Genomic DNA, 20,242 nt, shown 5'->3' with positions numbered 1-20,242 from the left:
TGGAGGGTCGTCCCCCACATGGAACCCGTATGAGCCCGCTGGACGACACCGGCCACCCGGTTCCGGTCCCGGACCGGGTGCGCCGCGTCGTGTCGATCGTCCCGTCCCTGACCGAGACGGTGGCGGTGTCGGCGCCGGGCCTGCTCGCCGGGGCCACCGACTGGTGCACCCGCCCCGAGGGCCTGGACGTGCCGCGTGTGCGCGGCACGAAGAACCCCGACCTGGAGCGGATCGCGGAGCTGCGGCCCGATGTCGTCCTCGGCAACACCGAGGAGAACCGCCCCGCCGACATCGAGGCGCTGCGCGCCGCCGGCGTCCCGGTGTGGATGACGGAGATCCGCACCGTCGGGGAGGCCCTGGCGTCGCTGCGCCGCATGCTCGCGGAGGCGTGCCGGATCCCGGTGCCGGGCTGGCTGGACGAGGCGGCCCGCGTCTGGCAGGACGTCACCCCGGGGCGGCGGCGCGCGGCCGTCATCCCGATCTGGCGGCGGCCGTGGATGGTCGTGGGCCGTGACACGTTCACCGGGGACGTCCTGTCCCGCCTCGGCGTGTCCAACGTTTACGCCGGCCACCCCGAGCGCTACCCGCAGATCCCGCTCGGCGAGCTGAACGCCGCGGGCGCCGACCTCGCCGTCCTGCCGGACGAGCCGTACCGGTTCACCGAGGATGACGGCCCCGAGGCGTTCCCCGGCCTGGACGTCGCCCTCGTCAGCGGACGTCATCTCACCTGGTACGGCCCGTCGCTGGTCGAGGCTCCCGCGGCCCTGTCCCGGCGGCTCGACGCGGCCCGCGCCTACTAGCCGGGGCGGCGGCCGAACATGGCCTCCAGGCAGCCGGCCATGCGCTTGTCCAGTTCCCCGGCGGGCAGGCCGATCTCCCGTGCGAGATGCTCGCGCAGCAGCGTGTATCCGTAGATCGTGGACGCGATCGCCGCCTGCACGGCCTCGACGTCCTCGACCGGCAGCTCGCCCCGCGCGGCCTCCTCGGCGAGTTCCGCGCGGCCCGCGCCCCGGTTCAGCAGGACGCGGGGCCGGTCGTCGCCGTCCAGCACCAGCAGTGTCGCCAGCCGGACCGGTTCGGGGTTGCGCAGGCTCGTCCAGAACAGCCGGGCCAGCCGGCGGCGCAGCGGCGGCCCGGCCGCGTCCACCGCGTCCTCGGCGTTCGGCCGGGACCGGTGGAACAGCGCCGAGCGCAGCAGTGCCCGGCGGGACCCGAAGTACTGGTAGACCAGCCCGCGGTTGACGCCGGCCTCGTCGGCGACCTGCCGCAGGTTCAGCCCGGCGAGGACGCCGCCGCGGCGCAGCAGCGCGACCGCCGCGGCCCGCAGCGCTTCTTCGGTGGCGTCCCGGTCCCGGCCGCGGGCCGCCCCCTCACCCGCGCGGACCACCGGCCACGTGGGGCACCTGGCCGGACACGAACGAGGCGTCGCCGTTCATCAGGAACGCGGCCGTCCCCGCGATGTCCTCGGGGACGCCGGCGCGCCGCACGGCGATCGGGGTGCCGGCCATGTCCGCTCCCTTCCGTCAGACCTGGATGTCCTTGGCGATGATGGTCTTCAGCACCTCGCTGGTGCCGCCGTAGATGCGGGTGACGCGGGCGTCGGCGTACAGGCGCGCGATCGGGTACTCCAGGATGTAGCCGTATCCGCCGTGCAGTTGCAGGCACTTGTCGACGACGCGGGCCTGCACCTCGGTGCAGAACAGCTTGCAGACGGCGGCGTCGGCGGGGGTGAGCTCCCCGGCGTCCAGTGCCTCGATGCAGCGGTCGACGAGGGAGCGGGCCGCCTCGACCTCGGTGGCGCACTCGGCGAGGACGAACTTGGTGTTCTGGAACGACGAGACGCTCTTGCCGAAGACGGTGCGTTCCCGCACGTACCTGCGGGCGAACTCGACCGCCGCGGCGGCCGACGCGTACGAGCTGGTGGCGATGCCGAGGCGTTCCTCGGCCAGGTTGTGGGTGAGGTATTCGAAGCCGCGGCCCTCCTCGCCGAGGAGGTCCTCGACCGGCACCCGGACGTCGGTGAACGACAGTTCGGCGGTGTCGGAGCTGCGCAGCCCGATCTTCTCCAGCTTGCGGCCGACCGCGTAGCCCTCGCTCCTGGTGTCGACGGCGAGGATCGACAGCCCGGCGCGGCGGTTGTCCGGTGTGGCGGGGGACGTGCGGGCCACCACCAGCATCCGGTCGGCGAGGACGCCGCCGGTGATGAACGTCTTGGCGCCGTTCAGGACGTAGTGGTCGCCGTCGCGTTTCGCCGTGGTCTGGATGCCGGCGAGGTCGGAGCCGGTGCCGGGCTCGGTCATCGCGATGGCCGTCATCATCTCGCCGGACACGAACGGCGGCAGCCAGCGCTTCTTCTGCTCCTCGCTGCCGTATTTCAGCAGGTAGGGCAGGACGAGGTTGACGTGCACGCCGTAGCCGCCGAAGCTCACCGCGGCGCGGGCGCACTCCTCGGAGATCACCGCCTGGTACTTGAAGCTGGTCTCGCCCGCGCCGCCGTACTCTTCGGGCACCTGGATGCCGAACACGCCCAGCTCGCCGAGCTTGGAGTAGAACTCGCGCGGAGGGTGGCCCGCGTTCTCCCAGTCGTCGTAGACCGGGGCGACCTCGGCCTCGATGAACGCCCGGATCGTGTCCCGGAACGCCTCATGGTCCTCGTTGAAAACGGTGCGGCGCACGCCGTGCCCCTCTCGCTGCGCAACTAGCGGAACGCTAACTTAACCCGAATGTAGTTCTAGAAACAACTACGAGAGTGTTCCGCCGGAGGGTGCGCGGCCGGCGCCGCCGTGCTCGCGCGCGGGCGGGCGGAAAGTTCGGGACGGCCGGGTTTCGGTTCGTGGCCGGAGCAGGCCAGCACCGGGTCTCGACGTTCTCGCGCGGATGTGCTTGGGCCCTGGGCGGGCGGTCAGGCGCGGGTCACGGGCGCGTCATGCGCCGGCCGGGGAAGTCCCAGGAGAGGACCCGGACATGGAAAAGCGGCGCCGGGTGGATACGGGGGCAATCCACCCGGCGCCGCATCATCGGTGTTCCGACGGGGGCCCGGAACACCGGCACGGGCGCTCCGACGGGGGACCAGAGCGCCGGTACAAATCGTACACCGAAACCCCCCGCGGTTAGTCAAGAGAACGTCACGACCCGATTTCCGGTCGCTGTCCGGAAACCGGCTTCTGGTCCGGCTCCCGGTCCCGCGACCCGTGGTCGTCGAAGACCGCCGCGGCGGTCGGCTCCCGCCCCCCGTTCGCGAAGATCACCGCGACGTAGGGGAGGAGGGCCGCCGCGACCACCATGAGCACCGCCAGCCACCACGGCGCGCCGGCGACCGCGGCCACGACGGCGCCGACGAAGCACGCCGTGCGCACTCCCATGGACATCAGGTACCTGCGCTGCCGGTAGCCGATGTCCTCCGACATGGGGCGGGGAGCGTCGGTGACCGTGTAGACCTCCGGCTCCCTGTGGTGGTGGCGGGGATTGACCTTCACCATTCCACGGTAAGCCCATGGAGTCCGACCTGCGACGGCAGTACGGGTCAAATATGGGAGGAACGGCATGACCGATCGCACGTACCGGGTGACGGAGATCGTGGGGACCTCCCCGGATTCCATCGACACCGCGATCCGCAACGGCGTCCGGCGCGCCTCGCAGACCCTCCGCCACCTGGACTGGTTCGAGGTGACCGAGGTGCGCGGCCGGATCGAGGACGGGGAGGTCGCCCACATCCAGGTCACGATGAAGGTCGGCTTCCGCCTGGAGGACGTCTGAGCGCCGTGCGGGGCCCCGTCCCCGGCCCGGGCCCCGCACGGCGGGTTCTGCGGCGTCAGGACGCCTGCGACACCGTCGACATGTTGAAGTCGGGGACGCGCAGGGCGGGCATGGCGGTGCGGGTGAAGTAGTCGGACCATTCACGCGGCAGCGTCGGCCCGGTCTCGCCGACCTCGGTGAGCCGCGACAGCAGGTCGACGGGACTCTCGTTGAACCGGAAGTTGTTCACCGCCCCGACGACCTCGCCGTCCTCGACGAGGTAGACGCCGTCGCGGGTGAGGCCGGTCAGCAGCAGGCTCTGCGGATCGACCTCGCGGATGTACCACAGGCACGTCAGCAGCAGCCCCCGCTCGGTGCGGGCGACCATCTCCGCCAGGGACGCGCCGCCGTCCGGCCCGGTCAGCGCCAGGTTGTCGACGGACGGGGACAACGGCAGCCCGGTCCGCTCCGCCGAGTGCCGCGTCTGGGTGAGGGAGGTGAGCGTCCCCTCCCGGATCCAGTCGGTGGCGCCGAGCGGGAGGCCGTTGTCGAACACCGACGACTCGCGGCTGGAGGCGTGCGCGATGACGAACGGGGCGCACTCCATCCCGGCGGCGGCCGGGTCGCTGGACAGCGTGACGGGCAGGTTCGCGAGCCGCTCGCCGACGCGGGTGCCGCCGCCGGGGGCGCTGAACACCGTCCGGCCGTCCTGGGCGTCCTGTGCGCCCGCCGACCAGTACAGGTAGATCATCAGGTCGGCGACCGCGGACGGCGGCAGGATCGTCTCGTAGCGTCCGGCGGGCAGGTCGACGCGCCGCTCGCCCCACTCCAGCCGCCGGGCGAGGTCGCCGGTGAGGGCGGGGACGTCGACATCGGTGAAGTCGCGGGTGCCGACGCCCGCCCACGCCGAGCCGCCCGCGCCCTTGGCGTTCAGCTCCAGCAGCCCGGTCGGCTGGTCGTGCCGCAGCCGCAGCCCCGCGGAACTGCCGAGGAACGTCGAGGTCAGCATGTGGTTGGCGAACCCGTACAGGCGCCGGTCGCCGGCCTGCGCGGCGGCGAACGCCTCGCCGAGCGCGGGCGCGAACCCCTCGAACACGCCGATGCCGGTCTCGGCCGGGTCGTCCTCCCACTCCGGCGCCCCGGCGGGCCGCCCGGCCCCCGGCGGCCCCTGCGTGATCAGTGGCCGGGCGTCCTCGGCGGGCTCGTTGCCGGCGGCGTCGGCCTCGGCGGCGCGCACCAGGTCCTCGATGCCGTCCGCGCCGACCGCCGACCGCGACACCACGCCGGCCGCGACGCCGCCGGCGGTGTGGCGCAGCGCGATGACCGTGAGGCGGTTGGAGCGGGTCACGCCGTTGGTGGTGAGGGTGTTGCCCGCCCACCGCAGGTTCGCGGTGCTCGCCTCGTCGGCGATGACGATGCAGTCCTCCGCGCGGGACAGCGACAGGGCCCGCTCGACGGCCTCCTGCGGCCTGATCGCGTTCACTGGCCGGCCTCCTTCAGCGTGTTGAGGATGTTGACGCCGCGGAACAGCGCGGACGGGCAGCCGTGGCTGACCGGCGCGATCTGCCCCGGCTGGCCCTTGCCGCAGTTGAACGCGCCGCCGAGCACGTACGTCTGCGGGCCGCCGACGGCCTCCATCGAGTTCCAGAAGTCGGTCGTGGTGGCCTGGTAGGCGACGTCGCGGAGCTGCCCGGCGAGCCGCCCGTTCTCGATCTTGTAGAAGCGCTGCCCGGTGAACTGGAAGTTGTACCGCTGCATGTCGATCGACCAGCTCTTGTCGCCGACGATGTAGACGCCGCGCTCCACGCCGGAGATCAGCTCGTCGGTGGACGGGCCGTCCTCGGCGGGCCTGAGCGACACGTTCGCCATCCGCTGGATGGGCATGCTGGACGCCGCGTCGGCGAACGCGCACCCGTTGGAGCGTTCGGCGCCGGTGAGCCGGGCGATGCGCCGGTCGGTCTGGTACCCGGTGAACAGGCCCTCGGTGACGATGTCGAACGACCGGGTCCGCACGCCCTCGTCGTCGTAGCCGATGGTGGCCAGGCCGTGCTCGGCGGTGCGGTCCCCGGTGATGTTCATGACCTTGGAGCCGTACTGCAGCGTGCCGAGCTTGTCGGGGGTGGCGAACGAGGTGCCCGCATAGGCGGCCTCGTAGCCGAGCGCCCGGTCCAGCTCGGTGGCGTGCCCGATCGACTCGTGGATCGTCAGCCACAGGTTGGACGGGTCGATGACCACGTCGTACACGCCCGGCTCGACCGACGGCGCGGCGAGCTTCTCGGCGAGCAGTTCGGGGATGCGGGCCAGTTCGCCGTCCCAGTCCCAGTGCTTGCCCGACAGCCACTCCCATCCGTATCCGGCGGGCGGCGCCAGCGTCCGCATCGTGTCGAACTGGCCGCCGGCGAGGCCGACGGCGGTCACGGCCGGGTGCAGCCGGACCCGCTGCTGGGTGGTGACCGTCCCGGCGAGGTCGGCGAAGAACTTGTTCTCCTTGACCTGCAGCAGCGTCGCGTCCACGTGGTCGACGCGGTCGTCGCCGAGCAGCCGGCGGCTCCACCCGGCCAGCAGCGCGACCTTGTCGCCGGTCGGCACCTCGAACGGGTCGGTCTCGTACGCCGAGACCCAGGTGCGCTCGCCGTGCACGGGTTCGGGGGCCAGTTCGATGGGCTCGCGGTTGACGGGCCTGGCGACCACCGCGACCTCGACGGCCTGCGCGGCGACGCGCGCGGCCCCCTCGGGCGTCAGGTCGATGCCGGCGGCGAAGCCCCAGGTGCCGTCTTTGACGACCCGCACGGACAGGCCGACGTCGTCGGCGTCCAGCGCGGTCTCCAGGGCGGCGTCGTGCAGGCGGAGCGTTTGGCTGCGGATGCGTTCCAGGCGGAAGTCGGCGTGCTCGGCGCCCAGCTCCCGGGCCCGGGTGAGGGCCGCGTCGGCCAGTGCGCGGAGCGGCAGCGCGGTGAAGGCGGGATCGATGTCATGCACCCTCCGCAACCTACCCGCCGGGCCGCGCGGGGGGCGGCGAACAAACCGGGTGGGCGGATCTTGTCGGATCGGCACATCCGTGCGGCGCCTTCCAGGCCGCTATCGTCGTGCCGAAGCCACCTGAGCATGTACGAGCATGTAGTCGACGAGAGGGTCGTGATGAGTCGCTCTGTCCTCGTGACCGGCGGTAACCGGGGCATCGGCCTGGCCATCGCCCGCGAGCTGTCCGCGGCGGGCGACGCGGTCGCCGTCACCTACCGGTCGGGCGAGCCCCCCGAGGGCCTGTTCGGCGTCCGGTGCGACGTGACGGACGCCGAGGACGTCGACACCGCGTTCAGCAAGGTGGAGGCCGAGCAGGGCCCGGTCGAGGTCGTCGTCGCCAACGCCGGGATCACCAAGGACACGCTCCTGGCGATCATGAGCGAGGAGTCGTTCACCTCGGTGCTCGACACCAACCTGACCGGTGCGTTCCGGGTGGCCAAGCGCGCGGTGAAGGGCATGATGCGCAAGCGCGGCGGGCGGATCGTGCTGGTGTCGTCGGTCGTGGGGCTGATGGGCTCGCCGGGGCAGTCCAACTACGCCGCGTCCAAGGCGGGCATGGTCGGGTTCGCCCGCTCCCTGGCCCGCGAGCTCGGCTCGCGCAACATCACGGTGAACGTGGTGGCGCCCGGGTTCGTCGACACCGACATGACGGCGGTGCTGAGCGAGGACCAGCACAAGGCCATCACCGCCGCGGTCCCGCTCGGGCGGATCGCGCGACCGGAGGAGATCGCGAAGGCGGTGCGGTTCGTCGCGAGCGAGGACGCCGCCTACATCACCGGGGCCGTGATCCCGGTCGACGGCGGACTGGGAATGGGGCACTGACGATCATGGGAATCCTCGAAGGCAAGCGCATCCTGGTGACCGGCGTCCTCACCGACGCCTCCATCGGCTTCCACGTCGCGCGGATCGCGCAGGAGCAGGGCGCCGAGGTCGCCCTGACGGCCTACCCGCGTCCGACGCTCACCCAGCGGACCGCCAAGCGGCTCCCGTCCGGCCCGGACGCGCCGCCGCCGGTCATCGAGCTGGACGTGATGAGCACCGAGCAGCTCGGCGCCCTGGCGGGCAACCTGCGCGAGCACGGCTTCGACCACCTCGACGGCGTCGTCCACGCGATCGGGTTCGCGCCGCAGACCGCGCTCGGCGGCAACTTCCTCGACACGCCGTGGGAGGACGTGGCGACCGCCGTGCACGCCTCGGCGTACTCGCTGAAGTCGCTGACGATGGCGTGCCTGCCGCTGATGAAGGACGGCGGCGCGGTCGTCGGCCTCGACTTCGACGCCACCAAGGCGTGGCCGGTGTACGACTGGATGGGCGTGGCGAAGGCGGGCCTGGAGTCGTGCGCCCGCTACCTGGCCAAGTACCTGGGCCCGCAGGGCATCCGGGTGAACCTCGTCGCGGCCGGCCCGCTGGCGACCATGGCGGCCAAGAGCATCCCCGGTTTCGAGGGCATGACGGAGCTGTGGCCGCAGGCGGCCCCGCTCGGCTGGGACGTCAAGGACAGCGAGCCCACCGCACGCGCCTGCGCGGCCCTGCTGTCGGACTGGTTCCCCGCGACCAGCGGCGAGATCGTCCACGTCGACGGCGGCCTGCACGCCATCGGCGCCGTGTGCTGATCCGCTGCCGGTCCGCGGCGCCCGCCGGCGCCGTCCGCTGACGCGCAGAGGCCCCTCCCGTCTCCGGGAGGGGCCTCCGGCCGTTGTGGCGGCCGGATCAGCGCGGCCCGGTCAGCGGGTGGTCCGGCGGCGGCGCAGGGCGCGGCCGGCGACGCTGAGGTTGAGGGCGCCGGCGGCGCCCGCCGCGCCCGCGGCCGCGGCCACCAGGAGCATCTGCCGGTTGTCCTCGCCGGAGTCGGCGACGGGGGAGATGAGGCGCGTCTGCGGCATGGCGGCGGTGCCGCCGGGGGAGTTCTGGTGGGCGTTCGGGCCGGCGGCGATCTCCGGGGTGGGCAGCACGCCGGGCAGCCCGGACGCGCCGGCCGGGGCCTCACCGGAGTACGGTTTGAGCCCGTCGCCGCCGGTCATGGGGGCCGGCCCGGAGGGTGCCGCGCCCCGGCCACCGCCCGGGAGGCCGGAGGGGGTGCGCGGCGCCTTCGCCGGGGCCCTGACCGGCCGCTGCGTGGTCCTCTTCGTCTTGTTCTCGCCGGTCTTCCTCGGGGTGGGCTTCGGCGTCGGCGCTGGGCTCTTCGGGGTGAGCGCGTCGCGCAGGTTGCCGAGGTTGCACTTCCAGTTCTCGACCGTGCTCTCGGGGTCGACGCCCTTTCGGCACGTCTCCGCCGCCGCGGCCTCGCCCGCGGGGGCGGCGAGCACGAGGACGAGCGCGCCCGCCGAGACCGCCGCCGAAGCCGAACCGAGCCGCCTGAGCCGCTGGGGCATGTCGCTCCTCCACCTGCACCGATGCCTGACCCTTGTTGACATCGTGTCCCATACGGGGGCGTGCGTAAACCGCGACACGAAGGTTTCTTTACCTTGTCACGGCCTCACTAGATCACCAGGGTCGCGAGCCGGGTGCGCCGCGCGGGTGCCCCGCCCTCGCGGACGGCCCTGGCCAGGGCCGGGCCGGCGGCCTGGACGACCGACAGGTGCCGGTGCGCCAGCCCGAACGCGGTGGCCACCAGCGGTCGTGACAGCCCCTCGGCGGACAGCACCGCGACGACGGCGGGCCGGCGTGTCCCGCGTGCCTGCGCGACGGTCACCGCCCAGCCGTGCCGCAGCCGGGACGCCTCCGCCGGGGCGATGACGGCCGGGCCCGCGGGGAACGCGACCTCCAGGCCGTGCGGGCCGCCGCCGGTCACCACGCCCGTCTCGCCGAGCGGGGCGTGCGGGAGCGGCCCGGCGACGACCACCCGGTCGCCGGGGTCCATGCCGCCGAACGCGCCGGGGCCGGGGTTCAGCCGGGCCTTGAGCGCCGCGTTGAGCGCGCCGGTGCCCGCCTCGCCGCCCGTCGCCGACGCGACGACCTGGACGTCCTCGACCGGGATGCCGAGCGCGCGCGGAATCGAGTCGGTGACGAGCTGGACGGCCCGGTGCACCGCCTCGCCGGCGCCGGCGGCGGGCACGATGACGACCTCGCGGCCGGGCGCGTCCACGGCCGCCAGGTCGCCGCCGCGCACCGCCTCGGTCAGCGCGCCGAGCGGATCGGCGGGCGGCGCGGCGTCCAGCGCGATGACGGGGACGCTCTCGGACGCCTCCAGGTCGTCCAGCGGGCGCCCGGGCCCGGCGGGCGGCGCGGCGCCCGGCTCGGCGCACAGCACGAGATGGGCGCCGTCCGGGCACGCCTCCACCAGTACCGCGCACAGCTCGACGTCGAGCCCGGACGCATCCGCCACGATGACCAGGTCGAGGTCGAAGGGGCGCTGCTCGCCGCGCCCGTAGACGACGGCGCCGGGTGCGGCGGCCGGGTCGTCGCGGGGCTCCAGCAGCCGGTGCAGGCTGGTGACCTCGACCCCGTCGGGGGCGGGCAGCGCCGCGGCGGCACGGTCGGTGGGCGCGGCGATCGCCGTGCGCAGGCCCTGGCCCGCGGCGGCGCCGGCGATGCCGAGGACGGCCCGCGCGAGATCGCCCGGGGTGCCGCGCAGGACGCTCACCCCGGTGCGGAGCGCGGCGGTGAGCGCGAGGGACCGGTCCTCGGGCAGCCCGTCCCGCAGGGCCTTCACGGCCGTGTCCTCCAGCAGCGGCACGGCGGTCAGCGTGAGCCGCTGGAACCCCTCGGCGGCGGCCTCCTCCGCGAGCGCCCACCGCGCGGGGCCGAGCCTTTCCTCCGGCTCCTGCGGCTCGGCGTCCTCGTCGAACGCCTCCTCGTCGAACCCGGGTTCCTCGGTGAGGGAGAGGACCTCCGCCTCGTCCAGCGCCGCCTCCACGGCCCCCCGGGGATCGGGGACGTGCATCTGCTCCAGCGCGGCCAGCACGTCGGCGGCGGGTGTGACCGTGTGCCCGCCGCGCGCCGCCTCGGTCAGCACGTGCAGGACGAGGGCGCGCCCGCGCCGGGGATCATCGGGGCGGGCGTCCGGCCCGAGGACGGCGCGCGCGAAGTGGTCGGCCTGCGCGGGCCGGACGCCGGGAACCCGCAGCAGCCGCCACGGGTCGGCGCGCAGCGGCCCGGCGGCGTCCGGGCCGAGCCGGGCGGCGGCGCGGGCCGCCAGCGGCGCGGGCACGCCCGCCGCGGCGAACAGCTCGCCGAGGGCGCCCGGCCCGCCCGCCGCGGCCGGGCCGGGCGCCGGTGCCGGGGCGGGCTCGCGGGCCGCGGGCTCGCGGGCCGTGTCGTCCAGGGCGCTGGCGGCGGCCTCGGCGGCGCGCATCGCCGCGGCGGCGCGCGCGGCCCGCTCGGCGGGCGACGGCTGGTCGGCGGGCTGGTCGGCGGGCTGGTCGGGGTTGTCGGTCACGGGTTTCCCGTCGCGGTGTCGGACACATCGTCGAGCGCGCCGCGGATCTCGTTCGGCAGCGCCAGGCTCTCACTCTCCAGGATCGCATCGAGCTGCGCGGCGGTCCGCGCGCCGACGATCGGCGCGGCGACTCCCTCCCGGTCGCGGACCCACGCCAGCGCGACCGCGAGCGGGGAGCGGCCGAGGCCCTCGGCGGCGGTCACCACCGACTCCACGATGCGGGCGCACTCCTCGTCCAGGTACGGCTGGACGAACTCGGCGAAGTGCGGCGCGGCGGCGCGCGACCCGGCGGGGATGCCGGTGCGGTACTTGCCGGTCAGCACGCCCCGGCCGAGCGGCGACCACGCCAGCAGGCCCGCCCCGGCGTCCAGCACGGCGGGCACCACCTCCCGCTCGATGTCGCGGCGCAGCAGCGAGTACTCCAGCTGCGCCGACACGACCGGGGCGCGGCCCGGCCAGGCGCGCTGCCAGGCGGCGGCCTTGGCGACCTGCCAGCCCGCGTAGTTCGACACGCCGACGTAGCGGGCCCGGCCGGACGCGACCGCCTCGTCCAGCGCCGACAGCGTCTCCTCCAGCGGCGTGGCCGGGTCGTAGACGTGCAGCTGCCACAGGTCGACATAGTCCAGGTCCAGCCGGTCCAGGGAGGCGTCCAGGGCGCGCAGCAGGTGCCGCCGGGAGCCGTCGTAGCGGCCGTTCGGCCTGATCGCGGCCTTGGTCGCGATGACCAGCCCGTCCCGGTCGACGGTCTCGCGCAGCAGGTGGCCGAGGATCTGCTCGCTGATGCCGTCGTTGTAGACGTCGGCGGTGTCCACCAGCGTGCCCCCGGCGTCGACGAACGTGACGAGCTGCGCCGCGGCCTCGTCCGGGCCGGTGTCCCGCCCCCAGGTCATGGTGCCGAGGCCCAGCCGGGACACCAGCAGCCCGCTCCGCCCGAGGTGACGCTCCTTCATAGGCGGTCAATGTAGCGGCCCGCGACGACCCCGCGGAAAGCGAGCGGCCGGCCGCCCGGATCCGGGCGCGGCGCGAAGATCCTGGTGAGCACTATTGCCGGGACCCGTCCGCGGGCTAAAGTGCGCAGCCATGGCGCCACCCCCCTTCTCGATGTACTCGCCGAAGACCCCGGAGGGCGATGGCGGCCCGGACGTGGCGCCGGTGTTCGGCGCGGGACCGGGCGACGACCCCGGCTACCTCGCCTCGCTGCGCGCCGGGACCGAGCTCGGCCGGATGCGCACGATGATGCTGGTGCTGCTCGCCGCGCCCGTCCTCATCCTGGCGATCATGCCGCTGATCGTGGCGGACGGCCGCGGGGACGCGGCACCGTGGAGCTACGCCCCGCTCGCCGCCGCCGCGCTGGTCGCGCTGCTGGCCGGGCCCCGCGCGCCGCGTCCCATGCAGCCGGGCGACGAGCCCGGCGCCGCGGCCCGGACGGCGCTGATGATGTTCCGGCAGGCGGTGCTGCTGCGGTTCGCGCTGGCCGAGGGCGTGATCCTGCTCGGCCTGCCGCTCGCCATGATGGGGCACAGCGAACCGGTGTTCCTCGCCGGGTTCGTCCTCGGCTACCCGCTGCTGGTCTGGCTGGCGGTGCCGACACGCGGCGGCGTGGAGCGGATACGGCGGCGCCTGGAGTCGCGGGGCGCCGAGTCGCACCTGTGGGCCGTCCTGCTCGCCGCGCCCGCCTCCCCCCGCGAGGACGGCTGACGAGAGCCGGGGAGGGGCGGGGGCTAGAGCCAGCCGCTCTTGCGGAGCCTGCGGAACAGCAGCACGCAGGCGACGGCCATCACCGCCAGGACCAGCGGATATCCGAGGATCGAGTGCAGTTCGGGCATGTGCTCGAAGTTCATGCCGTAGATCCCGGCGATCGCGGTCGGCACCGCGATGATCGCGGCCCACGCGGAGATCTTGCGCATGTCCTCGATGTGTTGGCGCTCCTTCGGCACCCTGGGCCGGAGGGGCGACACGCCGGGGTGGCCAGGCGAAACGGTTCCCCAAGAGTTCCCGGCCGTTCCCGGGCAATTCCCGAGCCCGTGTGCCCTCGATGTGCCCGACCGGGAAGGCGCGGGAACTCTTGGGGAAGCCCGGAGAATGGAGCGAAACGTCAGAACCCGTCGAGGCCGCCGATATAGCGTCCGCAGTCCTTGACGCCGACGCGCCGGGCGGCCGAAGGTCGAGCGTGACCGGCACCCCCTTCCCCCCTTGGAGCCCCTGTGAGCGATGACCGAGTGGAGTTCGTCGGCGGCGACCCCGAATCCGACAAGCAGGAATGCCCGGCCGTGTGGCGGGCACCCGGCGGCCTCTACATCCGCGGCAAGGCCGTAACCGACCCGGACGTGGCCGGCCGCCTCGGCGAGGACGTCGGCAAGGGCGAGGACGAGGCGGACGTGTGGATCCCCGACCGGCTGTTCCCTGCGATCAGGGAGGCCGTCGACGACGCCCACGACAGCGGGCGGAAGGGGCCGGGCCCGCACGACTTCAAGACGCTCCTGGCGGCCACCGAGCGGTCGCTGATCCGGTTCGAGACCAGGGACGCCTACGACGTCGGTGAGGCCAGCAGCTTCCAGCAGTGGCGCGAGACCGGCGATGTGAGCGGCAACGACTGGGGCGATTTCGCCGACATGGTCCGCGAGGCGGTGGGGCGCGGTGTGCGGTGGCGGCGGGTCCGGATCATCTCGCGGCCGGCCTCGGAGTACATGCGGTGGGAGCACGCCGTCACCGACGCCAACGTCTCCTTCGGCGAGGACATCCGGTGGCTATGGCGCGACGAGGCCGCCGACCTGCTGATCCCGGCCGCGGACTGCTGGGTCTTCGACAACCGCGTCATCCGGTGGAACTTCCAGCGCGGCGACGACTCCAACCCCCGCGTCTACTCCTACAGCTCCGACCCGCGCATTGCCCGCGACATCGCCGGCGCGTTCGAGGTGGCGTGGAACCGGGCGACCCCGCACGCCGAGTTCGACATCGGCTCCGGCCTCTAACCGGCGGCGTTCACGGCCGCCCGGATCAGCGCCCTGGCGGCGTCGCCCACCACAGCGAGCGCGAACAGCTCGTCCCAGGCACGGCGGTAGATCGCGACGTCGTCGGGGTGAGTGAGTGTGAGCAGCCCCGACAGCAGCTCCACGTAAGCCTTCACCCCGCCGTCGGCGAACGCGTCGATGTCGAACGACTCACGTGCCCGGGCGCCGACGCGGTCGGCGTCCATGGGGATGATCGCGACCGACACGGCGGGCAGCCGCATCGCCTCCATCAGGTGCCCGAGCTGGGCGCGGTGCACGCCGGGAGAGCAGTACAGGTAGCGCAGCACCGTCTCCTCCAGCAGGAACACGAACCGGACGCCGGGGCGGTGAAGGTTCTGCTGCCTGGCCATCCGGGTGGCGACCGCCTCGGCGACGTCGTCGAGCTCCAGGCGCCGGTCGCGGCGCACGCCGCGCAGCACCTCGGTCATGTACTCCTCGGTCTGCAGCAGCGCAGGGATCACCTTGGTCTGATAGCTGAGTTCGGAGGTGATCCGCGAATACAGGTCGCCGATGGTGGCCTGTTGGCGGGCGTTCAGGCCGAGGTCCTGATGCTCGCGCAGCGAGACCCACATGGACGCCACGTTCGCCTGCTCGGCGAGCAGCTCGGCCTCGCGGGCGGGGGGCGCGGCGCACACGCGGCACCACAGCCGGACGTGGTCGGCGGTGATGGTGCGGCGACCGCGCTCGATCATGGAGACCTGTGAGGAACCTTGCCACCCGGCGCGGTGGGCGAATTCCACGCCGGTGATCCGCGCGGCGCGGCGCATCTCGCGGAGCTGATCGGCGAGGCGCTGTCGCGCGGCCTGTGCTGATGAGGACGGTGAAGCTGGCATCGCTGCCGATCCTGGCGCATTTGGTGCCCGCCGCTGTGTGAGTTTCACACCGATTGCCACCCTGGCCGGATTTCTTCCTAACGGCCTGCTCGTTCCCGGTGTGAAAGTCTGTGAAACTCCTGGTCTCCGGGAGAGCCGCGCGGGGAGTGTGTAGCCGACGACACGAAAACGGCCCCGGCCGGCGCGCGAACGCCGCGAGTCCGGGGCCTGACCGGATCGGAGTCCGGCTGTGAGCAACCTACAAGACCCCGTGTGCTGGCACGGCCGAGCCACCGGCAGCTGGTGGGCGCTCGGCCGCGACGGGGAGGGACGCGACTGGCTGGTGGAGGCCGCCTCCCAGGCCGAGCTCGGCCAGGCGCTGAACAGGCTGGCCGCCGCCCCCTCGGCCACCCCCGCGTCCGGCGCCCGCGCCGCCTACGAGGAGGCCCGCTCCTACCGTGCCCGGTACGCCACCGGCCACGAGCGGCCGCACACGCTCGGCCCGATCATCTCCGGGAGCGAGCGATGAGAGACCTGTTCGGGCCCGCCGAGCGGCTGCACGCCGCGGTGAGGCGCCGTGCCCCGCAGGTCGCCGCCGCGATCGTCCGCGACGAGGAGGACGGCCTGCGCCGGGTCCGCGTCACCTACCGCGACGCCGGGCCCTGGCTCGTCGGCTGGGACGGCGCCGCCTACGAGTGGCGGTCGGGTCCGGCGTCGGGGCTGCCGCTGCCCGCCGACCCCGAGCGCGCCGCCGGCTCGATCGCGGCGGCCCTCGGCGCGCCCGCACCGGCCGGGCCCTGAGCCGGGGCGGTGCCGCCGGTGATGTGCCCCCGTGTCCCGGCCGCGCCGCCCCTTCCAGACCCGCCCCGGGCCGTCAGGCGCGCAACCCGGGCGCGGCATCATCTCCGCGCGCCTTGGAGGATCGATGACCGTCACCTTCGAGAGGGCGGCCGGTGCCGCCCTCGACCCCCGCGACCTGCTGGACGCCGGCGTGTTCGACAAGCTGTCGTCTTACGTCGCCAAGCACCAGGAGGTCACCCGCTCCTACGCCGAGGGCGTGGTCGGGCAGACGCTGGTGTGGCTGCGCGCCGTCGCCGAGAACCCCGGCGTGCGCCTGGCCATGTCCGAGACCGTCGACGCGGGATGGCACGCCTTCATCCTGCACTCCCAGGACTACGAGCGGTTCTGCGAGGAGAACCTCGGCTACTACCTGCACCACGTGCCGCCCGCGCTCGGCGTCACCATGGGGGAGGAGGAGATCGCCCGGACGCTCCCGGCGCTGCACGCCACCGGATACCGGGTCGACGCCGAGCACTGGACGGGTGCGGCGTACCCGTGCTGCCCGCCGAACCCGTGCGTCGCCAAGACCGCGGATGCCTGATCGCATGGCAGGCTCTCCCCCGATGGAGCGAATCGAGTGGGAGGGCCTGCCGCCCCAGGCCCGCGAGCTGATCCACGAGGAGATCGGCGCGCTGGTGAAGGCCGAGCCCGTTCCGCAGGGGCGCCGGTCCGCGCTCGCGGTGATCGGTCACACCTCGGCGGGCCGGGTGTTCATCAAGGGCGCACCCGCCCAGGACGGGCGCGCGGTCGCTCAGCTCGATCGGGAGGCCGCCGTCGCCCCGTACATCGGCGCGATCGGCCCCGCCCTGGTGTGCGACGTCACGGCGGGTGGGTGGCGGCTGCTCGGATTCGAGTACGTGGCCGGCCGGCGCGCGGACTACACGCCCGGCTCCCCGGATCTGGACGCGGTCGTCGGTGCCGTCGCCGCCCTGGCCGGTGTCGCCGTTCCAAGCGGGCTGAGGGTGCAGTGGTTCGAGGGGCGCTGGTCCGACTACGCCGCCGCGCCCCAGCACTTGGGGCGGCTCGCCGGTCAGGCGCTGCTGCACACCGACCTGAACCCCGGCAACGTCGTCGTGGGACCGGACGGTGCGTCCCTGGTCGACTGGGGGATGGCGTCGCTGGGCGCGGCGCTGGTGAACCCGGCGGACCTGGTGGTGAACCTGGTGGCGTGCGGGCACGCTCCCCGCGATGCCGAGGCCGTGGTCGCGGACCTGCCCGCATGGAAGGACGCCGACCCGGCGGTGATCGACTACTACGCGCGGCTGCTGGCCACGACCTGGCTGGAGGCGTTCTGGGCGTACACCCATCCGTGGGCGCGGGCCGTGGTGGACGCGGCCGTGCGGTGGGCGATGCATCGGCGCGGCCTTCGTCATTGAGCACGGCGAAAGCGCCCCGCCCCCTCCGCGTTGAACCGCGATGTGAGGGGGCGGGGCGTGTTTATGTGAGTCGGGGTTCTGGCTTCACACCTCCCAATCACGGATTCGCAATTCACAAGATCGCGACACGCCGACGTCGCCGAATCTTTATCAACCCTCAGTGTGTTGATTTGAGAGCACTAAGTGATCATCCGTGGTGGGGTGCGGGTCGGCCAGCGACCTGGAGGGCGGTCAATAAAAGTCAAAAATCCTGTTTTGGTTGATTGTGTGCCCGTTACCGTTGGTAACGCTGGGTGGTAAGTGAGTGGGGGGCGCGCCTCTGGCATGGAATGATCGATGCCCTCAAGTGCAGTAACACGAATGGACGGATGAGCCTCCCATGCACACGAAGGCGCCCACTCCCGCCGTGCCCCCCGGGCGGGCACTCGCGTTCATCGACGAGGCCGGGCAGCGGTCCAGGACCCCCAAGTCCAGTGACCACTTCGTCATGTCCGCCGCGATCATCGATGAGGAGCATCTCGACCAGGCCGCCGAATGCCTGGCCAAACTGCGCGCCGACCTGGGACGCCATCCGGGCGATCACCTGACGTGGAAGAATCTGCGCGGGCACTCGCTGCGTCTGCACGCCGCCAAACTGCTGGGGGAACAACCGTGGCTGACAATCTCCAGCGTGGTGGTCTGCAAGCGGCACATCACCCAGGGCGTCGACGAGATGGATGACGACCGCGCCTACCTGTACACGGTGCGGTACCTGCTGGAGCGGATGTCATGGCTCGCTCGTGATCGCGAACGGGAGCTGACCTACACTCTCGCGCACGTGATCCGCTTCAAGATGGAGACGCTGCGCGAGTACGAGCGGCTGCTCAGGAGCGAGCCGGGGTGCCAGATCGCCTGGTCGTCGCTCGACGCGCGGGGCGGTCGGCTGGACCAGCCGCAGCGCTTGGAGTTCTTGCAGATCGCCGACATCGCCGCGTCAGCGACGTTCGCCGCCTTCGAGGGAGACAGGTACGGCAACACCGAGCCCCGCTATCTCCAGGAACTCGTTGAGCGCCTCTATCGCCGGTCAGGAAACCTGACGTCCTATGGGCTCAAGATGCATCCCTGGTGTGGCAGCACTAGGGCCGCCTACCCGTGGGTGGCGGCCCTGTGAGAGCACGTCGGTCGGCTGAAGCCGCTATCGCGGGTGCCAATGTCGCCAGTGGCAGACGACCGCACGTGCACTCTCTAGGTTCTACCAGAGGAGGCTGACAGTCAACGCTCGTGAAGCGTTTTATGTAGTTCAAAATAACTATGAAATTTGGTTCACCTGGGTCTCGCGTCACGGCTGACCGGGTGGCAATGCCCCCAATGGGGCGGGGCTCTCCGGGGAGGCAGCGAGGGCGCGTGAGGCAGAGTGCTCCTTATCATCTCGGAGGAGGGCGAGAGGCGTTGCTGCGTCCGGACGTACTTTTTTGGTCTGGCCGGGCTCACTCTTAGGCGGTGTGCTGTCGAAACAGCGAAACGCCCCGCCATCCGGGGGTCCGGAGTAGCGGGACGTTCGCGCGGAACGGCTCGGAGGCCACCGCCCTACGATCAGGGCTGACGTCGAGACATCTCCTCGACGCCCATGCGGCCGAGATCGCCAGGGTCGATATAGGCAGGAGCCTTATCTGTCAGGCCGAGGGCCAGCAGCCACCGGCCCACTGCCGGGACGCGCTCCTCGGCCAGCCGGGCGGCGTGGTAGTAGGCGTAGCCCGCGACCACGGTGACGATCGCGGTCACCGCGCCAGGGTCCAGGTCCATGCCGGCGCGGGCAGCCTGGCCGATGATGACGCCGACGATGAGCGGGACGACGGTTCGAATCACGGAGGCGAACATGGCTACTCCTTCAGGGCGAGCTTGCCCTGGTTGCGGGCGACGGCCGCGTGCAGCTGCTGGTAGGCACGCGCGTCGACCCGGTCGCCGTATCCCTCGGTGGCCTTGCTGCCGACGCTGGCGCGGACCTTGCGCAGGCCCTCGGCGGTCTCGTTGCCATAATGGCTGTCCGCGCCGTACGTGGGCAGGGCGACGCCCGCGGCCTCGATCATGAGTTGGAGCGCCTGGACGCGCTCGCCCTTGTCGCCCTTCTTGAGCCCGAGCAATGGGTCCTCCTGTGTGGTCGGTCCGTCCGGTGCGGGCATCCCGGCCCGCACCCACGCGTACAGCTGATCGCCGGGGCAGCTCGTCTGGTAGACGTCCCGGTGCCCGAGCTTGGCGAGCCGGCGGCCGGCGCGGCGGCACGCCTCGTCGTACAGCCACCGGATCGCCCGCTCGGCTGCGGGGGTGGCGTCGCCGTCCCGGCCGATCATGCAGACGCCGATGCCTGAGGTGTTATGGCCCGGGGCGTGCGCGCCCACGGTCAGCCACCCGCGGCCCTCGTAGATGCGGCCGTGGACGTCGACGAGGAAGTTGTATCCGATGTCGGACCAGCCACGTGTGCCCATGTGAAAGTCCTGGATGGACCGCACCGACTGCGTGGTGGGACCTTCGGAGTAGTGCACGATGAACTCGGTGCGCTGCCCCCACGTGACCGTCGAGCGGGACCGCGGGCGACGCGCGCCCCACTCCGCCCGGCTGATGATGTCCATGCTGCTCAGCTCCCGGGATGGTTGATCAGGTGGTCGGTGAATCGCCGATCGAGCTGGTCGACCTTCTGTTCGGTGCGCGTCACTGCGTCCTTCAAGCTCGTCCCGTGGTTCGGAGTGACCTCGGCGTGCACGGCCTCAGCCGTCTGCTTGGTCTCACCGAGCGCCTGGCGGGTCTCGCCCAGCTCCTGCCGGGTCTCGACGATCTGCTCCTTCAGCCACCGGACGAAGGCCCGCACGAACACCCGGTAGACCAGGAACCCGATCGCCGACAGCGCGGCGGCGACGCCGCCCGCCCAGATGATCAGGTCGCCGAGATCTTTGATCGTCACAGCGTGTCCTCCGCGGTGGGTAGTGGTGACGGTGTCATGGCGCCTGCGGTGCCGCCTCGCGGCCGGATGCGGCCGATCCCGCGCGGCGCCGCATGCGGGCGGCGTACGGTGCGGCCACGATCAAGGGAGGGACG

General features: G+C 72.7%; 24 protein-coding genes and 1 pseudogene. 11 read left to right on the top strand and 14 right to left on the bottom strand.

The features are described 5' to 3' along the window. Positions 1-29: 29 nt before the first annotated feature. Positions 30-800 (top strand): helical backbone metal receptor, encoded by a 771-nt coding sequence (locus ACQP1N_RS18900; protein ID WP_433225654.1) that lies wholly within the window; start codon positions 30-32, stop codon positions 798-800. Here the strand turns inward: ACQP1N_RS18900 and ACQP1N_RS18895 are convergent. The 4 genes from ACQP1N_RS18895 to ACQP1N_RS18880 form a co-directional block, all read right to left on the bottom strand. Then, positions 797-1,387: a TetR/AcrR family transcriptional regulator gene (locus tag ACQP1N_RS18895; RefSeq protein WP_067805529.1), complete on the bottom strand. Its 591-nt coding sequence runs from the start codon at positions 1,385-1,387 to the stop codon at positions 797-799. The two genes, ACQP1N_RS18900 and ACQP1N_RS18895, sit on opposite strands and share 4 nt — an antisense overlap. Next, a complete protein-coding gene (locus ACQP1N_RS18890) occupies positions 1,371-1,508 on the bottom strand; it encodes an SDR family oxidoreductase (RefSeq protein WP_131732432.1) in 138 nt (45 codons plus the stop codon). The genes ACQP1N_RS18895 and ACQP1N_RS18890 overlap by 17 nt, the downstream gene beginning before the upstream one ends. Before the next feature lie 15 nt (positions 1,509-1,523). Next, positions 1,524-2,675: an acyl-CoA dehydrogenase family protein gene (locus tag ACQP1N_RS18885; RefSeq protein ID WP_067805525.1), complete on the bottom strand. Its 1,152-nt coding sequence runs from the start codon at positions 2,673-2,675 to the stop codon at positions 1,524-1,526. A 450-nt stretch (positions 2,676-3,125) separates the two neighbouring features. Next, positions 3,126-3,479 carry a DUF3099 domain-containing protein gene (locus ACQP1N_RS18880; RefSeq protein WP_084263399.1) on the bottom strand — a complete coding sequence of 118 codons (354 nt, stop codon included), beginning with the start codon at positions 3,477-3,479 and terminating at the stop codon, positions 3,126-3,128. A gap of 64 nt (positions 3,480-3,543) precedes the next feature. Between ACQP1N_RS18880 and ACQP1N_RS18875 the strand changes: the two genes are divergently transcribed. Continuing rightward, positions 3,544-3,756 carry a dodecin gene (locus ACQP1N_RS18875; protein WP_067805523.1) on the top strand — a complete coding sequence of 71 codons (213 nt, stop codon included), beginning with the start codon at positions 3,544-3,546 and terminating at the stop codon, positions 3,754-3,756. A gap of 55 nt (positions 3,757-3,811) precedes the next feature. On the opposite strand, the gene ACQP1N_RS18870 is transcribed toward ACQP1N_RS18875, so the two are convergent. Together ACQP1N_RS18870 and ACQP1N_RS18865 are read right to left on the bottom strand one after the other, a co-directional pair. Further along, positions 3,812-5,209 carry a metallopeptidase TldD-related protein gene (locus tag ACQP1N_RS18870; protein WP_433232752.1) on the bottom strand — a complete coding sequence of 466 codons (1,398 nt, stop codon included), beginning with the start codon at positions 5,207-5,209 and terminating at the stop codon, positions 3,812-3,814. 5 nt (positions 5,210-5,214) lie between these two features. Continuing rightward, positions 5,215-6,714: a TldD/PmbA family protein gene (locus tag ACQP1N_RS18865; protein ID WP_067805520.1), complete on the bottom strand. Its 1,500-nt coding sequence runs from the start codon at positions 6,712-6,714 to the stop codon at positions 5,215-5,217. A 159-nt stretch (positions 6,715-6,873) separates the two neighbouring features. On the opposite strand from ACQP1N_RS18865, the gene ACQP1N_RS18860 reads away from it, so the two are divergent. Together ACQP1N_RS18860 and fabI are read left to right on the top strand one after the other, a co-directional pair. Then, positions 6,874-7,578, top strand: a complete 705-nt coding sequence (locus ACQP1N_RS18860) for a beta-ketoacyl-ACP reductase (RefSeq protein WP_067805552.1) — start codon at positions 6,874-6,876, stop codon at positions 7,576-7,578. Positions 7,579-7,583: 5 nt separating this feature from the next. Then, positions 7,584-8,369 carry an enoyl-ACP reductase FabI gene (gene fabI / locus ACQP1N_RS18855; RefSeq protein ID WP_174548900.1) on the top strand — a complete coding sequence of 262 codons (786 nt, stop codon included), beginning with the start codon at positions 7,584-7,586 and terminating at the stop codon, positions 8,367-8,369. A 111-nt stretch (positions 8,370-8,480) separates the two neighbouring features. On the opposite strand, the gene ACQP1N_RS18850 is transcribed toward fabI, so the two are convergent. From ACQP1N_RS18850 to ACQP1N_RS18840, 3 genes are all read right to left on the bottom strand, one after another. Continuing rightward, on the bottom strand, positions 8,481-9,128 hold the full coding sequence (locus ACQP1N_RS18850; RefSeq protein WP_067805517.1) for a hypothetical protein: 648 nt from the start codon (positions 9,126-9,128) through the stop codon (positions 8,481-8,483). A 107-nt stretch (positions 9,129-9,235) separates the two neighbouring features. Beyond that, positions 9,236-11,134, bottom strand: coding sequence for a helix-hairpin-helix domain-containing protein (locus ACQP1N_RS18845; RefSeq protein WP_433225649.1), 1,899 nt, complete (start codon positions 11,132-11,134; stop codon positions 9,236-9,238). After that, entirely contained in the window at positions 11,131-12,084 is a 954-nt protein-coding gene (locus ACQP1N_RS18840; RefSeq protein ID WP_067807452.1) for an aldo/keto reductase, read from the bottom strand. The genes ACQP1N_RS18845 and ACQP1N_RS18840 overlap by 4 nt, the downstream gene beginning before the upstream one ends. Before the next feature lie 130 nt (positions 12,085-12,214). Here ACQP1N_RS18840 and ACQP1N_RS18835 point away from each other — a divergent pair, with 130 nt between their 5' ends. Beyond that, complete coding sequence (locus ACQP1N_RS18835) at positions 12,215-12,832, top strand: hypothetical protein (RefSeq protein ID WP_067807449.1); 618 nt, start codon at positions 12,215-12,217, stop codon at positions 12,830-12,832. Positions 12,833-12,855: 23 nt separating this feature from the next. Here ACQP1N_RS18835 and ACQP1N_RS18830 read toward each other — a convergent pair. Continuing rightward, positions 12,856-13,047: pseudogene (locus ACQP1N_RS18830) on the bottom strand (CorA family divalent cation transporter); the annotation flags it as partial. Between the two features lie 291 nt (positions 13,048-13,338). Here ACQP1N_RS18830 and ACQP1N_RS18825 point away from each other — a divergent pair. Beyond that, the gene (locus ACQP1N_RS18825; RefSeq protein ID WP_433225645.1) at positions 13,339-14,106 is read left to right on the top strand and encodes a DUF6879 family protein; all 768 of its coding nucleotides are present in this window, start codon (positions 13,339-13,341) and stop codon (positions 14,104-14,106) included. On the opposite strand, the gene ACQP1N_RS18820 is transcribed toward ACQP1N_RS18825, so the two are convergent. Beyond that, positions 14,103-14,978 carry a helix-turn-helix domain-containing protein gene (locus ACQP1N_RS18820; RefSeq protein ID WP_433225643.1) on the bottom strand — a complete coding sequence of 292 codons (876 nt, stop codon included), beginning with the start codon at positions 14,976-14,978 and terminating at the stop codon, positions 14,103-14,105. The genes ACQP1N_RS18825 and ACQP1N_RS18820 overlap by 4 nt on opposite strands. Positions 14,979-15,207: 229 nt before the next feature. On the opposite strand from ACQP1N_RS18820, the gene ACQP1N_RS18815 reads away from it, so the two are divergent. From ACQP1N_RS18815 to ACQP1N_RS18795, 5 genes are all read left to right on the top strand, one after another. Then, entirely contained in the window at positions 15,208-15,486 is a 279-nt protein-coding gene (locus tag ACQP1N_RS18815) for a hypothetical protein (RefSeq protein WP_433225641.1), read from the top strand. Then, complete coding sequence (locus ACQP1N_RS18810) at positions 15,483-15,758, top strand: hypothetical protein (protein WP_433225639.1); 276 nt, start codon at positions 15,483-15,485, stop codon at positions 15,756-15,758. Before ACQP1N_RS18815 ends, ACQP1N_RS18810 begins: the two co-directional genes overlap by 4 nt. A gap of 124 nt (positions 15,759-15,882) precedes the next feature. Next, entirely contained in the window at positions 15,883-16,338 is a 456-nt protein-coding gene (locus ACQP1N_RS18805) for a hypothetical protein (protein ID WP_433225637.1), read from the top strand. A 22-nt stretch (positions 16,339-16,360) separates the two neighbouring features. After that, the gene (locus tag ACQP1N_RS18800) at positions 16,361-17,173 is read left to right on the top strand and encodes a phosphotransferase (RefSeq protein WP_433225635.1); all 813 of its coding nucleotides are present in this window, start codon (positions 16,361-16,363) and stop codon (positions 17,171-17,173) included. 379 nt (positions 17,174-17,552) lie between these two features. Further along, positions 17,553-18,323, top strand: a complete 771-nt coding sequence (locus ACQP1N_RS18795) for a DUF3800 domain-containing protein (protein ID WP_433225633.1) — start codon at positions 17,553-17,555, stop codon at positions 18,321-18,323. 422 nt (positions 18,324-18,745) lie between these two features. Here the strand turns inward: ACQP1N_RS18795 and ACQP1N_RS18790 are convergent, their stop codons facing one another. From ACQP1N_RS18790 to ACQP1N_RS18780, 3 genes are read right to left on the bottom strand one after another with little or no spacing between them, the layout of a single operon-like run. Beyond that, on the bottom strand, positions 18,746-19,030 hold the full coding sequence (locus ACQP1N_RS18790; protein ID WP_433225631.1) for a hypothetical protein: 285 nt from the start codon (positions 19,028-19,030) through the stop codon (positions 18,746-18,748). 2 nt (positions 19,031-19,032) lie between these two features. Further along, on the bottom strand, positions 19,033-19,779 hold the full coding sequence (locus ACQP1N_RS18785) for an N-acetylmuramoyl-L-alanine amidase (RefSeq protein WP_433225629.1): 747 nt from the start codon (positions 19,777-19,779) through the stop codon (positions 19,033-19,035). Between the two features lie 5 nt (positions 19,780-19,784). After that, positions 19,785-20,108 (bottom strand): hypothetical protein, encoded by a 324-nt coding sequence (locus ACQP1N_RS18780; protein ID WP_433225627.1) that lies wholly within the window; start codon positions 20,106-20,108, stop codon positions 19,785-19,787. Between the last annotated feature and the right edge of the window lie 134 nt (positions 20,109-20,242).

The sequence above is a fragment of the Actinomadura formosensis genome (genome assembly GCF_050948385.1).
Taxonomy (GTDB): domain Bacteria; phylum Actinomycetota; class Actinomycetes; order Streptosporangiales; family Streptosporangiaceae; genus Spirillospora; species Spirillospora formosensis.
This window is presented reverse-complemented; position numbering and strand designations above follow the sequence as displayed.